15 protein-coding genes are annotated in these 12,578 nt (G+C 63.0%); 9 read left to right on the top strand and 6 right to left on the bottom strand.

Going from position 1 to position 12,578, the window contains the following annotated elements; genetic code table 11:
- The first annotated feature begins 3 nt into the window (after positions 1-3).
- Both KMZ68_RS01670 and KMZ68_RS01665 read left to right on the top strand, forming a co-directional pair.
- Positions 4-417, top strand: a complete 414-nt coding sequence (locus tag KMZ68_RS01670; RefSeq protein WP_215614201.1) for a hypothetical protein — start codon at positions 4-6, stop codon at positions 415-417.
- A gap of 32 nt (positions 418-449) precedes the next feature.
- Complete coding sequence (locus tag KMZ68_RS01665) at positions 450-803, top strand: cytochrome c (protein ID WP_371741398.1); 354 nt, start codon at positions 450-452, stop codon at positions 801-803.
- 186 nt (positions 804-989) lie between these two features.
- Here the strand turns inward: KMZ68_RS01665 and KMZ68_RS01660 are convergent, their stop codons facing one another.
- Entirely contained in the window at positions 990-1,871 is an 882-nt protein-coding gene (locus KMZ68_RS01660; RefSeq protein ID WP_215614200.1) for an HpcH/HpaI aldolase/citrate lyase family protein, read from the bottom strand.
- A gap of 155 nt (positions 1,872-2,026) precedes the next feature.
- Here KMZ68_RS01660 and KMZ68_RS01655 point away from each other — a divergent pair, with 155 nt between their 5' ends.
- Positions 2,027-2,674: a carbonic anhydrase gene (locus tag KMZ68_RS01655; RefSeq protein ID WP_215614199.1), complete on the top strand. Its 648-nt coding sequence runs from the start codon at positions 2,027-2,029 to the stop codon at positions 2,672-2,674.
- A gap of 105 nt (positions 2,675-2,779) precedes the next feature.
- Here the strand turns inward: KMZ68_RS01655 and KMZ68_RS01650 are convergent, their stop codons facing one another.
- Together KMZ68_RS01650 and KMZ68_RS01645 are read right to left on the bottom strand one after the other, a co-directional pair.
- Positions 2,780-3,334 carry a TIGR00645 family protein gene (locus KMZ68_RS01650; protein ID WP_215614198.1) on the bottom strand — a complete coding sequence of 185 codons (555 nt, stop codon included), beginning with the start codon at positions 3,332-3,334 and terminating at the stop codon, positions 2,780-2,782.
- 52 nt (positions 3,335-3,386) lie between these two features.
- The gene (locus tag KMZ68_RS01645) at positions 3,387-4,421 is read right to left on the bottom strand and encodes an aspartate-semialdehyde dehydrogenase (protein ID WP_215614197.1); all 1,035 of its coding nucleotides are present in this window, start codon (positions 4,419-4,421) and stop codon (positions 3,387-3,389) included.
- 118 nt (positions 4,422-4,539) lie between these two features.
- Between KMZ68_RS01645 and KMZ68_RS01640 the strand changes: the two genes are divergently transcribed.
- Complete coding sequence (locus KMZ68_RS01640; protein ID WP_215614196.1) at positions 4,540-5,334, top strand: hypothetical protein; 795 nt, start codon at positions 4,540-4,542, stop codon at positions 5,332-5,334.
- Between the two features lie 159 nt (positions 5,335-5,493).
- A complete protein-coding gene (locus tag KMZ68_RS01635; protein WP_215614195.1) occupies positions 5,494-5,880 on the top strand; it encodes a hypothetical protein in 387 nt (128 codons plus the stop codon).
- 66 nt (positions 5,881-5,946) lie between these two features.
- Here KMZ68_RS01635 and leuB read toward each other — a convergent pair whose 3' ends face one another.
- Positions 5,947-7,059 (bottom strand): 3-isopropylmalate dehydrogenase, encoded by a 1,113-nt coding sequence (leuB, locus tag KMZ68_RS01630; protein WP_215614194.1) that lies wholly within the window; start codon positions 7,057-7,059, stop codon positions 5,947-5,949.
- A 123-nt stretch (positions 7,060-7,182) separates the two neighbouring features.
- Here leuB and KMZ68_RS01625 point away from each other — a divergent pair, with 123 nt between their 5' ends.
- Both KMZ68_RS01625 and KMZ68_RS01620 read left to right on the top strand, forming a co-directional pair.
- Complete coding sequence (locus KMZ68_RS01625) at positions 7,183-7,731, top strand: DMT family transporter (protein WP_215614193.1); 549 nt, start codon at positions 7,183-7,185, stop codon at positions 7,729-7,731.
- A 37-nt stretch (positions 7,732-7,768) separates the two neighbouring features.
- A complete protein-coding gene (locus KMZ68_RS01620; protein ID WP_215614192.1) occupies positions 7,769-8,038 on the top strand; it encodes an EamA family transporter in 270 nt (89 codons plus the stop codon).
- Positions 8,039-8,042: 4 nt separating this feature from the next.
- On the opposite strand, the gene KMZ68_RS01615 is transcribed toward KMZ68_RS01620, so the two are convergent.
- Positions 8,043-9,335: a hypothetical protein gene (locus KMZ68_RS01615; RefSeq protein ID WP_215614191.1), complete on the bottom strand. Its 1,293-nt coding sequence runs from the start codon at positions 9,333-9,335 to the stop codon at positions 8,043-8,045.
- Between the two features lie 197 nt (positions 9,336-9,532).
- Between KMZ68_RS01615 and KMZ68_RS01610 the strand changes: the two genes are divergently transcribed.
- The gene (locus KMZ68_RS01610; RefSeq protein WP_249779490.1) at positions 9,533-10,723 is read left to right on the top strand and encodes a YbfB/YjiJ family MFS transporter; all 1,191 of its coding nucleotides are present in this window, start codon (positions 9,533-9,535) and stop codon (positions 10,721-10,723) included.
- A gap of 90 nt (positions 10,724-10,813) precedes the next feature.
- Positions 10,814-11,761, top strand: coding sequence for a shikimate dehydrogenase (locus tag KMZ68_RS01605; protein WP_215614189.1), 948 nt, complete (start codon positions 10,814-10,816; stop codon positions 11,759-11,761).
- A 9-nt stretch (positions 11,762-11,770) separates the two neighbouring features.
- Here KMZ68_RS01605 and KMZ68_RS01600 read toward each other — a convergent pair whose 3' ends face one another.
- Positions 11,771-12,556, bottom strand: coding sequence for a molybdopterin-dependent oxidoreductase (locus KMZ68_RS01600; RefSeq protein WP_215614188.1), 786 nt, complete (start codon positions 12,554-12,556; stop codon positions 11,771-11,773).
- Positions 12,557-12,578: the final 22 nt, after the last annotated feature.

The raw sequence follows: 12,578 nt of genomic DNA, 5'->3' as shown, positions 1-12,578 counted from the left end.
CCCATGACCGTCCAAGAACACCCGTTTCCTCGCGTCGAACTGCTGATGAATACGTTTGCCGATTGGCTGCGGCACCGACGGGAACTCAGCGAGATCCGCCAGATGGACACCGCCGATTTCGACCGAATCGCCAGCGATCTGCGGGTTTCGCCCGGCGTCCTGGATACGCTGGTCCGTCAGGGACCGCATGCCGCCGATGAGCTGCCGAAGATGCTGAAAGTTCTCGGCATCGACGAAGCCGATCTGGCGCGCACCCAGCCTCTGGTGCTGCGCGACATGGAGCGGGTCTGCGCCCTGTGCGCCAACAAGCGCGAATGCGACCGCGATCTCGCCGCCGGCACCGCCGCCGAGCACTATGAGGGCTATTGCCTCAATGCGCCGACTATCGACAGCCTGGAGCGGCCGGTGAAGCAGTAAGGCCGGGCGCGCGGCGCTCTTACGGTGAACAGATGAAGATGTCGCGCACCAACTGGATCCACATTGTGCTGGCCGTCATCCTTGCGCTGGTGGCGCTGTTCTTCATCCGGCTGCACAATGCCAGCGGCGCGCAATCCTCCAGCGCCGCGGCGGGCCATCGGCTGGCCGAGGCCTGGTGCAGGGAGTGTCACGCCATCGAAGCGGCAACGATCGGGACCGCAAACCCCGGACCGGATTTCATCAAGATCGCCAACCAGATATCGACCACGGCGCTTTCGCTGAAGGTGTTCCTGCAGACCAGCCACGGGAACATGCCGAATCTCATCCTCAAAGCCGATGAGACCGACAACCTGATCGATTACATCCTCAGCCTGAAGCGCAACTAGTACCTGGAATCACAAATCTGTATTGCTGCCCATCCTTCGAGACGGCCACTTCATGGCCTCCTCAGGATGAGGTTTAACTTGTTGAAACACAACAACCTCATGCTGAGGAGCGAGCGACGCGAGCGTCTCGAAGCATGGGCAGCAAGCGACTCACCGATCTCACATAGTCAGTACTAGCCGTATCGATTACGGCTGGCCCATCGCCGCGATCGCGTCGGCGATCGCGATCGTGCGCCTGGCCATGTCGGCATGCAGCCGCTCCACCATCTGGCCGTCGAGCGAAATCGCGCCGCGCGAGGCGTTCTCGGGCTGTTCGAACGCGGCGATGATCTTGCGGGCGAGGGCGACTTCCTCCGCCGGCGGCGTGAAGATCGCGTTGCAGGCCTCGATCTGGCCCGGATGGATCAGGGTCTTGCCGTCGAAGCCGAGATCGCGAGCCTGCGTGCATTCCTGGCCGAAGCCGTTGAAATTGCTGAAATCGCTGTAAGGGCCGTCGAGAATTTCGAGACCGTAAGCGCGCGTCGCAAGAATGCAATGCGTGATCATCGGCAGCATCGTCGCGCGCCCCGGCTGCATCCGTATCCGCGTCTCCCGCGAAATATCGTTCGGTCCGAACACGAAGCCGGCGAGCCGCGTCTCAGAATCGCGCGAGGCGGCGGCAAGTTGCTCGGCATGCAGTACCGCGCGCGCGGTCTCGATCATCGCCCAGACCCGGATCGACAGGTCGGCGTTGATGTCGCTGAGGCGATTGGCGATCGCCGTGAGATCCTCGACGCTGGAAATCTTCGGCACCAGAATGCCGTCGGGCCGCACCTTGCCGGCCATGCTGACGTCGTCAATCCACCACGGCGAATCCAGCGCATTGACCCGGATCAGGATCTCGCGCTTGCCGAAACCGCCCGCGGCGACGGCTGCAGCGATCTGGTCGCGCGCCATCGCCTTGGCGTCCGGCGCCACGGAATCCTCGAGATCGAGAATGATGCCGTCGGCGGGCAGATTGCGCGCTTTTTCCAGCGCCCGCGCATTTGACCCGGGCATGAACAGAAGGCTGCGGCGCGGTCGGATCATCGGCTGGTTCCCTCGGCGTTCGCGTGGCGGTTGCTTGGGCGGTTGCTTGGGCAGTTCCTTGGCGGTTCCTTGGCGGTTCGAGCCTCAGCCGATAACATTTCGGCAGGTCGTCCGAAAGCCTTGTTCCGGCTTTCGCCTTATGGTTAGCAACTCGCATGGCATTCCCGAAACATCTGCTCGAGGGCTACCGGGCCTTCACGTCGCAGCGACTGCCCACCGAGCAGACGCGTTATCGTGAACTGTCCGAGCGCGGCCAATCGCCGGCGGTGATGGTGATCGGCTGTTGCGATTCCCGGGTGTCGCCGGAAGTGATCTTCGATGCCGGCCCCGGCGAATTGTTCGTGGTGCGCAACGTCGCCAATCTGGTGCCGGTGTATCAGCCCGACGGCGGCGCCCACGGCGTATCGGCGGCGCTGGAATATGCGGTCAACGTTCTCCGCATTAAGCACATCGTGGTGCTCGGCCATGCGCAATGCGGCGGCATCCGCGCCTTCATCGACAATATCGAGCCGCTGTCGCCCGGCGATTTCATCGGCAGGTGGATGCAGATGTTCATCAAGCCGGGCGAAGTGGTCGAACAGCGCGAGCGCGAGTCGATGCAGGACTTCACCATCCGGATCGAGAAGGCCGCGATCTTCCGCAGCCTCGAGAACCTGATGACGTTTCCGTTCGTCCGGGCGCTGGTGGAAGAAGGCAGGCTGGGGTTGCACGGCGCTTATTTCGGCGTCGCCGAGGGCTCGCTGTTCGTACTCGATCGGGCGGCAAAGGAGTTTCGCAGCGTCAGGGAAGAAGCGGCGAGGTGATTTTCTTCACCCTCCCCTGGAGGGGGAGGGTAAGCGAGATCGCTGCCCGTGATTCAAATTTTCCAACAGCGCGAAGATATGCGTCCGCATTTCCGCGGCGGAGCGCTACTCGCCGCCATGTTCGCCGCCGCCCCAGCGGTCGGCCAGCGCCAGCATGAAGGCCGAGACCACGAACATCAGGTGGACGCCGACCAGCCAGGCCAGCTTGGTCGGGTCGAACACGGTGTCCATGTTCATGAAGGCCTTCAGCACCTGGATCGCCGAGATCGCGACGATCGAGGCGAGCAGCTTCTGTTTCAGGCCGCCAAAATGGATCTTGGTCATCCATTCCGGCCAGTCCGGATGGCCGCCGGGATCGATCTTCGAAACGAAGTTCTCGTAGCCGGAAAACACCACGATCAGGATCAGATTGCCGGTCAGCGAGATGTCGATCAGGCTGAGCACACCGAGGATGATGTCGGACTCTTTCGAGCCCGGCGCATGAAGGATGAACTCCCACAGCACCATGCAGAATTTGAGCAGCAGCACCGCCAGGCTGACGACGAGGCCGAAGTAGAACGGCGCCATCAGCCAGCGGCTGTTGAAGATCACGCCTTCGAAGCCCCGCTCGACGCGTTTCAGCTTCGGATTGGGCTTGTAGGGAGCAGGCTGTTCGGTCATCGCGATTCCGGCTCCGCAATCCCGGCGCTTACGCCGCCCTTACGCTGCTTTCCTAAGCTGCTTTCTTCTTGGCGCTGATCAGCCTGCGGTTGATCAGGCATTCGGCGATCTGGATCGCGTTCAGCGCAGCGCCCTTGCGCAGATTGTCCGATACGCACCACAGCACGAGGCCGTTCTCCACCGTCGCGTCCTCGCGGATGCGGCTGATGTAGGTCGCGTCCTCGCCGGCCGCCTCGTATGGCGTGACGTAACCGCCGGGCTCGCGCTTGTCGATCACGAGGCACCCCGGCGCGTTGCGCAGGATGTCGCGCGCCTCGTCGGCCGAGATCGGATTCTCGAACTCGATATTGACCGCTTCGGAATGGCCGACGAACACCGGCACCCGCACGCAAGTGGCGGTGAGCTTGATTTTGGGATCAAGAATCTTCTTGGTCTCCATCATCATCTTCCACTCTTCCTTGGTGTAGCCGTCCTCCATGAACACGTCGATCTCGGGGATGACGTTGAAGGCGATACGCTTGGGGAATTTCTTGTTGATCAGCTCGCTGTTGGTATAGACAGCCTTGGTCTGCGAAAACAGCTCGTCCATGGCGTCCTTGCCGGCGCCCGACACCGATTGATAGGTCGAGACCACCACGCGCTTGATCACGGCCTTGTCGTGCAGCGGCTTCAGCGCGACCACCAGCTGCGCCGTCGAGCAGTTCGGATTGGCGATGATGTTCTTCTTGGCGAAGCCCGCCACCGCATCCGCATTGACCTCGGGAACGATCAGCGGCACGTCCGGATCCATCCGCCAGGCCGACGAATTGTCGATCACGACCGCGCCGGCGGCTCCGATCTTCGGCGACCATTCCTTCGACACCGAACCGCCCGCCGACATCAGGCAGATATCGACGTCGGAGAAGTCGTAATTCTCGAGCGCTTTGACCTTCAGGGTGCTATCGCCATAGGACACTTCGACGCCCAAGCTGCGGCGCGACGCCAGCGCCACCACCTCGTCAGCCGGGAATTTGCGTTCGTCCAGGATGTTGAGCATTTCCCGCCCGACATTGCCGGTCGCGCCGACTACCGCGATCTTGTAACCCATCGTTCACTCTCCGACGAAAAATGCCTGCCCACCGCTCGAAGCGGAAAGGGAAGAGGCAGCGCTTCTATGCGAGAAATGCCCATAAGACAACGTTAGACCGCTGCCCCTTGGGCATCTGATGCAATCGTTTGTGGCTTCCCGCACCGGCTCACATTACCCGAGCAGGATACATCCGGCGCTGACCAGCTTTGCTGACGAATGCTGCGGCATGCTGGCGCGTCTCGTGGCCTATGTGGGGGCGCTCGCTTTGCTCGCCATCCTCGGCGCGCATCTGTGGGACCAACTGCCCGAAATTGCCGATGCCGAGCCCGCCCCGGAGGCGGGCTGGAGCGAGGCTTCGCGCTCGCATCCGGCGTTTGCCATCAGCAAGCTCGATTCATTAGATAAGACAGTCTCTTATGAGGTCCTTCGGCATCCCGAGGGCGGCCGCAAGGATATCCTCCGCTGGGGTACCCCAGGGGAAAGGCCGGTTGCCGAACTCGAAATCTATCGCCCCGGGGCCGAACCAGGCCAGTCGGGGCCCGCCATGGCCGAAATCGCCGAGCGAATGAGCTTCGGGGGCCGGTCAGAGCCGGAGGCGGCTGGCGTCGTCGACAGCAAATTCGGCATGGTGACGCTGTTTCGTCTCGCCGGCTCCGCCGGAGGCGGCCGGGGCTGCCTTGGCTTCATCAAGCGTCTCCATGAGCCCGATCTGCGGATTTCGGGGTGGTCATGCCAGGGGGAGACCTTGCCGGCGCGGCGCGCCGCGATCTCCTGCGTACTGAGCCGACTGATGCTGTTGACGGCCGGAAACGACCCGAAACTGGCCGAATTGTTCGCCCGCGCCGAACTCAGGCGCAGCAGCTGCGCCGCCGCCCCTTCATCCGACTGGGTAACGGGCCCGGAAAACCCGGGGCTGCGCGGCACGCTTTGAGGCGGCACTCCGGCAAGATATTGGTTTTCATGCAACTTCCCGGCTTCGCGCCGCATTATTGTGATGCGGTGTGGCCCAATTGACCTAGTGGCGCTATACCCACCGCAGCTAAGATGGTTGCAAATCGGATATGGCGGTCCGGCCGCCCGTGAGGACCTGATGACCCTGAAATTCCCCGCTGCGACCAAGCTCGCAGCCTTGCTCGCCGCCACCGCGGTTGTCGCAATCAGCTTCGACATGACGCCGGCGGGCGCGCAGACCAAGCAGCGATACGACCGGAACGGCCGTCCCTACTATGGCGCGAACGGTCCCAACCGATCCTACCAGCAGGGACCGCGGACCCGCGTTTACGTCACCACACGCTCCTGGCTCGATGCCGGCACCGAAGTGCTGCCCGGTGACCGCAAGTTCCAGGATTACGCATTTCCGCCGGAACTCGGCTACCCATCGTTCGCCCGCGAGAACCTGAACCGCCCGATCGACCGCCAGCCGTTGAACCCGCCGTCGGACATGGGCGGATATCCGCAGCGGTTCCCGCTGTATTGAGCGCATCGCTTCAGACGAAAATGCCCGGCCAAGCCGGGCATTTTTTATGGCGGGTGCAATCGTTGCTTAGGCGTGCAACGCCTGCAGCTCTTTCAGAATAGCCTCACCCATCTGCGTCGTGCTGACTGACGTGGTGCCCTCCGACTTGATGTCGGCGGTGCGCAGGCCGTTGGCGAGCACGGCCGCAATCGCGGCATCGAGCTTGTCGGCCAGCGCCCCCATGTCGAACGAATAGCGCAGCGCCATTCCGAACGAGGCGATCATCGCGATCGGATTGGCAGCACCTGTCCCCGCGATATCCGGCGCCGAGCCGTGCACCGGCTCGTACAACGCCCTGCGCTTCTTGGTCTTGACGTCGACCTCGCCGAGCGAAGCCGACGGCAGCATGCCGAGCGAGCCCGTCAGCATCGCCGCGATGTCGGAGAGCATGTCGCCGAACAGGTTGTCGGTCACGATGACGTCGAACTGCTTCGGCCATTTCACCAGATTCATGCCGCCGGAATCGGCCAGTTGATGCTCGAGCTGGACGTCCTTGTATTCGCGCGCATGGACCTGGGTGACCACCTCGTTCCAGAGCACGCCCGACTTCATGACGTTGCGCTTTTCCATCGAGGTCAGCTTGTTGCGGCGCTTGCGCGCCAGATCGAACGCGACCCGCGCAATGCGCTCGATTTCATAGGTGTCGTAAACCTGGGTGTCGATGGCGCGCTTCTGGCCGTTGCCGAGATCGGTGATGGTCTTCGGCTCGCCGAAATAGACGCCGCCGGTGAGTTCGCGCACGATCATGATGTCGAGGCCCTCGACCACTTCGCGCTTCAGGCTCGAGGCGTCGGCCAGCGCCGGATAACACACTGCCGGGCGCAGATTGGCGAACAGAGCGAGATCCTTGCGCAGCCGCAACAGCCCGGCCTCGGGGCGCGCGTCATAGGGAACGCTGTCCCATTTCGGACCGCCGACCGCGCCGAAGATCACGGCGTCGGCGGCCGTCGCCAGCGCCATGGTGGCATCGGTAATGCTCTGCTTGCTGGCGTCATAGGCCGAGCCGCCGACCAGCCCCTGCTCGGTCGCGAAATGCGCAATGCCCTGCGCGTTGAGCCAGTCGATCAGGCGCTTCACCTCCGCCATCACTTCGGGGCCGATGCCGTCGCCGGGGAGAAGCAGCAGTTTATGGGTCGCCATGTCGGGTCCTCGTTTTGCTCCAATTTGCGGGCGGGCGGAGTGCTAGAACGCCGCGAGAAGATTGGCAAGACGCTCGCCATGGGCGAGAAAATCGGTTTCAATACCCGTCGTAAGATGGAACGCATGACCGCAGCCATCCTGTTTGCCTTTGCGTCGGCGGCCTTTCTGGGCGCCGGCGTGGTGACCTCGCAACTCGGCCTGCGGACCATGGAGCCGCTGGCGGGTGCTGCCGTCAGCGTCCCCGCCTTCACGCTGCTGTTCCTCGTGCTCTCGCCGATCCTGCTCGCCGGCGAGCCGGTGGTCTGGCGCGGCCTGCCGATCTCCGCCGCCATCGGCCTGTTCTTTCCGGCGAGGCTGACGCTGCTTGCGTTTGCCTCCAACCGCGCACTCGGGCCGGTCATCACCTCGACGCTCAGCAATCTCGCGCCATTGTTCTCGGTTTCGCTCGCCGTCGTGCTGCTGCACGAGCCGTTGCGGGCCGTGCAATTGGCCGGCCTCATGATCGCGGTGATGGCGCCGTCATCATCAGCGTCACCCGGCCGCGTGACCTCGGACACTGGCGAAGCTGGGCGCTACTGTTGCCGCTGGCCGCCGCGCTGGTCCGCGGCGTCATACCGCCGGTCGTCAAGCTCGGGCTCGAAGTGTGGCCGAGCCCGCTCTGGGCCTGCCTGATCGGCCATGTCATGTCGTCCCTGGTGGTGTTGGCCGCGTGCGCGAGGGAACCTTTGTCGCGAAGGCACCGGCATCCGGCATCTCGTGGTTTGCTGTCACCGGTATTGTCAACGGCCTCGCCACGCTGTCGATGTTTTCCGCCGTGCGCCACGGACCGATCACGCTGGTCGCACCGATCGTCGCGGTCTACCCACTGGTCACCGTGCTGCTGAGCATGATCATGCTCAAGCACATCGTGATCACCGCGCGGATCGTCGGCGGCACCGTGCTCACCGTGGCCGGCGTCGCGCTGGTGCTGGCGGGCTAGGAAATCACCTGGGCGGCGGCGGATCGTTCGCTGGCGACGTCGGCAAAGCTGACGGCGTTGCCGGTTTCTCGGAATTCAGGAGCACGCAAACCTGGACCGCGCGATCAGCGGAAAGTCGGGTAATCGGCAGATTTGCGTGCGTTGTTGTAGGACCCGCATATGATTCAATGATGGATGGCGCCCTGATCTTCTCCCTGCGCTTCTCCGCCAATTCGTCAAGTTCTTTCTCAATTTGCTTTCGCACGACCGCAACCCGTGCCTCCGCCAGACCCTGATTCGAATTAAACTCCGTCGCCGTCGCCGCTTTCAAAGGCCGCCTGTCGGCCGAACCGGTCAGCACAATTGCAATGATGCGACCTGCGACGACGTCGGCAGCCAGGGAATTCGCCATCCTGTTAAGCTTCGCAAACGGCTCACCCACCAATCTGCTCGTTCCATCCTCGAACGGACTAATCCGCCCACTACCGGCGTAGTCGTCGCCACAGGCCATCTTCACGAAAGGCAGGTTCGCGAGCTGAAGGTTGAGGTCGAGCTTGATATCCGTCGACTGCGGCTCGGACGTTGGGCCCGATTTCAATTCCGGTCTGTATTCGAACTTGATCAGGGAATCGACTTTTTTGATGAGGCTGACATCCTTGAGCAGCGTGGCGCCGCTCCAGACCGAGCCACCGACGACGGCCGCTGATGCGACGGCATAGGCCGGCGTCCGTATCGATTCGTTGGACCATAGAAGATAGAGGAATGCCAGGATCGCCACCGTACAAGCTACCAACACGACGAAGCCGAAGCCGGTGATCAATGATACCAGTGATGACATGACGGACGAGTTCGTGACAGCCACCTCGCCCGGCATGTCCGGACGGCGTTGCTTCAGCTGCTCCTCCAACTCGGCCAATTTGGCCTGCGTCTGCCTCTCAAACTGAGACGGCGTATCGGGGCGTAGGCTGCGGATCGCATCTATGATCTGTTGATGCTGCTGCTTCTGCAATTCCCGATCAATCGATGGCGCAAGCTCCCTCGATGTCAACCGCCCCTCGGTGTTCTCGGATGTGAGCGATTTCCGGACCTCGAACAACGCTGGCAGGAAAGCCACGGCGGAGATCAACACAAGCGCGTGGACGTTGCTTCGGATCGAAAGAACATCGAGTCTCAGACGCGTCCGCTGAGCCTTGTCCTCAAGATGTTCGATTGAGCGTTCAATTGCGTCGAGTTGCCTGATCCTCGCAACCAGCGCGCCAGCGACCAGAACGATAACGACAAGACCAGCAACGAATACCAAACTCGGAGAAATAAACATCGGCGAAACGATCGAAATAGATGAATCAACCTTACGTTGACGGTGTCATCCATGCGTGGGGGTGTCAAGGCTGGAGATAGCACCGGCGACAAGGGATGCCCTCGGACTGTACTGCGGCGAGCGTCTGGCAGCCACGCGGCCAGTGCCGTTGCGAACGATCCGCATCGTCTGCGATAACCTCGCTGCCGGAGCCTTGCGTGAAATCTCCTGATCATTCCAATCCCTATCCGCACCCCGCGCGGCTGATCCTGATCCTGTCGCTAGGGCCCACCGTCGGTCTCGGCATCGGCCGCTTCGCCTATGCGCTGGTGCTGCCGGACATGCGCGACACGCTCGGCTGGTCCTATTCCGCGGCGGGTTTCATGAACACCATCAACGCCGCCGGTTATCTCGCCGGTGCATTGGCCGCCTCGCGCCTGATCAAGCGCTTCGGCCTCGCAGCAACGGTGCGCTGGGGAACGCTCGCCTGCGTGCTGTCGCTGGCGCTGTGCGCCTTCTCGGACAATTTCATCGTGCTGAGTTTCGCGCGGCTGCTGGCGGGGCTCGGCGCGGCCGCAGGTTTCGTCGGCGGCGGGGCGCTGGCGGCGACCATCGCGCAATCGCGGCCCGAACGCGCCAATTTCCTGCTGAGCCTGTTCTACGCCGGGCCGGGGGTCGGCATCCTGTCGTCAGGGCTGGTCGCGCCGTTCGTGCTGCAGGCGTTCGGGCCGGGATCGTGGTGGATCGTGTGGTGGGCGATGACATTGCTCGCGGTCGCCATGACCGTTCCGCTGCTGCTGGCGCCGCTCGATACCACCGCCAGCATCGGCGATGCGGCGGCCACCAAATTCGCGATCCGCCCGGTGCTGATCTATCTCATCGGCTATTTTCTGTTCGGCGCCGGGTACATCGCCTACATGACGTTCATGATCGCCTATGTCCGCGACGCCGGCGGGGGCGCTGCGGCGCAAAGCGCGTTCTGGAGCCTGATCGGCCTCAGCGCCTTCGTCACGCCCTGGGTATGGCGCCGCGTGCTGGCGCTCGACCGCGGCGGCCTTTCCACGACCGTCATTCTCGGCGTCAACGCGGTCGGGGCGGCGCTGCCGATTTTCGGCCATTCCGCATTCCTGCTGGCGATCTCGGCGCTGGTGTTCGGCGTCGCCTTTTTTGCCGTGGTCGGATCGACCACCGCCTTCGTCCGCTTCAACTATCCGCCGGCGGCGTGGCCGGCCGGCATCGCGGCGATGACCATCGCGTTCGGAATCGGCCAGACACTGGGGCCGATCGCGGTCGGCGCCGTCACGGACGCGATGGGCAGCCTGTCCTATGCGCTGAACGTCTCGGCGGCGATGCTGGCGGTGGGCGCGATCGCCGCGGCGTTTCAGGGACGGCTGGCTCGGAAATCATAGATCCGGTCAGGGCGCCTTGTTGCGCTGTGCGCGACTTGGTCTTGATATGCTATTCTGCACGACCGATCTCGATGCCTGGTGCCTGAGACGATGACATCCGCCACGCACAGCCCGCGCGCCTCAAGTCGCCGCTTTCTTGCCGGTTTGCTCGGCGCGCCGATCGCGCAGTCGGCCGCGCCGGCCATGCACGAGCGGGCCGCCGAGGCGCTGGGCCTTCGCTGCCATTATCAGCTCGTCGAGATAGCCGGCGCCGGGCGCGAAGAGCTGAAGATGGTGCTCGAGGGCGTTCGGCGGCTGGGTTTCACCGGCATCAACGTCACCTTTCCCTACAAGGAAGCCGTGCTCGATCTGCTCGATGAACTATCGCCGGGTGCGGCACGGATCGGCGCCGTCAATGCCGTCATCGTTCGCGACGGGCGATTGATCGGCCACAACACCGATACGTCAGGTTTCGCACGAGCCGTTACCCCACTGGTGACGGCCTCCCCGCACGGCGCCGTCGCCGTGATCGGCGCCGGCGGTGTCGGCAAGGCGATTGCGTTCGCGCTGGCCGGGCTCGGCGTCCCCGAACTGCGGATCTTCGATAGCGACCGCGCCAAGGCCGCGCAGCTGGCCGCCCGGCTGGAAGGCCAAGAAGAAATAGGCGCAAAGGCAAGCGTTACCCCCAACGTCGAGGACGCGCTGCACGGTGTCGCGGGAGTGGTCAACGCCTCGCCGGTCGGGATGTTGCCGAGTGTTGACACGCCGGTTCCGGACAATCTGCTGCATGCCGGGCTGTGGGTCGCCGACGCGGTCTATTCACCGCTCTGGACGCCCCTGTTGACCGCGGCAAAGGCCAAAGGCGCCTGCGTGATGACCGGGCGCGAACTTGCAATCTATCAAGCCGCCGACGCTTTCGAACTATTCACCGGGCTGGCGCCGTCGATCGCCGAACTGAAAATGGCATTCGACGGCGTGATGGCGAAGAGATACGCCGCCTCGTCGTCTCCTCTCCCTCCACACGCCCTTGCGCGTGGTGGGGAGGGAAGAAGAAGATGAACGCTCGCTCTAGCTCCCGCTGAACGAATTGTATCCCTGGTCTTCCCAGAAGCCGCCCTTGTAGTCGTTGGTGACTTCCATCGAGACCACGTATTTCGGATTCTTGAAGCCGAGTTTGGTCGGCACGCGAATCTTCATGGGATAGCCGTAAGCGCGCGGCAGGATCTCGTCGCCGAATTTGAAGGTCATCTGGGTCTGCGGATGCAGCGCGGTGCGCATATCGAGCGGGCTGTTATAGCCATCCTTATCGGCGCACTGAAACCAGCAGTATTTCGCGCTTGTGTCGGCGCCGACCAGCTTGAGGAAATCGCGCAGCGGCGTGCCGGTCCAGCTTCCGATCGCGCTCCAGCCCTCGACGCAGATATGGCGGGTGACCTGCTTGACCTGAGGCAGCTTGTAAAGCTCCTCCAGCGTCCATGATTTCTTGTTGTCGACGAGACCGCGCACCTCGAATTTCCATTCCTTGCCGTCGATATCAGGCGCGTCGTCGAGCCCGTAGTAGGCGTTGAACGGGAACGGCTTGGTGATGGCGCTTTCCGGAAAGGTCGGCGCCAGCGCATTCGGATTGAAGATCGCCGCCTGCACGCCGTCATTGAATTTCGAGATCTGCTTCAGCATCTCCTCGGCGGAGAACGAGTCGGAGACATCGCAGCCGGTCAGCAGCGTCAGCGCACCGAGGCTGGCGCCGCCGGATATGAAGCGCCGGCGCGTCAGGTCCGGCATCAGCCTGGTGGCGTCCCTGACCAGCAACTGCTTGTCGACGCCTGATATCAGAAGCGAACGAAGTCGACCCATGATAGATGCTCCCAGATTTGGA

It is taken from the genome of Bradyrhizobium sediminis (genome assembly GCF_018736105.1).
GTDB lineage: Bacteria > Pseudomonadota > Alphaproteobacteria > Rhizobiales > Xanthobacteraceae > Bradyrhizobium.
The sequence above is the reverse complement of the archived record's forward strand: the minus strand, read 5'-3'. Positions and strand labels throughout refer to the sequence as shown.

Excerpts from the sequence above, each read along its gene's own strand:
- KMZ68_RS01665 (WP_371741398.1), top strand. The coding sequence starts at position 450 with ATGAAGATGTCGCGCACCAACTGGATCCACATTGTGCTGGCCGTCATC.
- KMZ68_RS01635 (WP_215614195.1), top strand. The coding sequence starts at position 5,494 with ATGACCCTGAAATTCCCCGCTGCGACCAAGCTCGCAGCCTTGCTCGCC.
- KMZ68_RS01670 (WP_215614201.1), top strand. The coding sequence starts at position 4 with ATGACCGTCCAAGAACACCCGTTTCCTCGCGTCGAACTGCTGATGAAT.
- KMZ68_RS01645 (WP_215614197.1), bottom strand. The coding sequence starts at position 4,421 with ATGGGTTACAAGATCGCGGTAGTCGGCGCGACCGGCAATGTCGGGCGG.
- KMZ68_RS01615 (WP_215614191.1), bottom strand. The coding sequence starts at position 9,335 with ATGTTTATTTCTCCGAGTTTGGTATTCGTTGCTGGTCTTGTCGTTATC.
- KMZ68_RS01625 (WP_215614193.1), top strand. The coding sequence starts at position 7,183 with ATGACCGCAGCCATCCTGTTTGCCTTTGCGTCGGCGGCCTTTCTGGGC.
- KMZ68_RS01660 (WP_215614200.1), bottom strand. The coding sequence starts at position 1,871 with ATGATCCGACCGCGCCGCAGCCTTCTGTTCATGCCCGGGTCAAATGCG.
- KMZ68_RS01655 (WP_215614199.1), top strand. The coding sequence starts at position 2,027 with ATGGCATTCCCGAAACATCTGCTCGAGGGCTACCGGGCCTTCACGTCG.
- KMZ68_RS01605 (WP_215614189.1), top strand. The coding sequence starts at position 10,814 with ATGACATCCGCCACGCACAGCCCGCGCGCCTCAAGTCGCCGCTTTCTT.
- KMZ68_RS01600 (WP_215614188.1), bottom strand. The coding sequence starts at position 12,556 with ATGGGTCGACTTCGTTCGCTTCTGATATCAGGCGTCGACAAGCAGTTG.
- KMZ68_RS01640 (WP_215614196.1), top strand. The coding sequence starts at position 4,540 with ATGCAATCGTTTGTGGCTTCCCGCACCGGCTCACATTACCCGAGCAGG.
- leuB (WP_215614194.1), bottom strand. The coding sequence starts at position 7,059 with ATGGCGACCCATAAACTGCTGCTTCTCCCCGGCGACGGCATCGGCCCC.
- KMZ68_RS01650 (WP_215614198.1), bottom strand. The coding sequence starts at position 3,334 with ATGACCGAACAGCCTGCTCCCTACAAGCCCAATCCGAAGCTGAAACGC.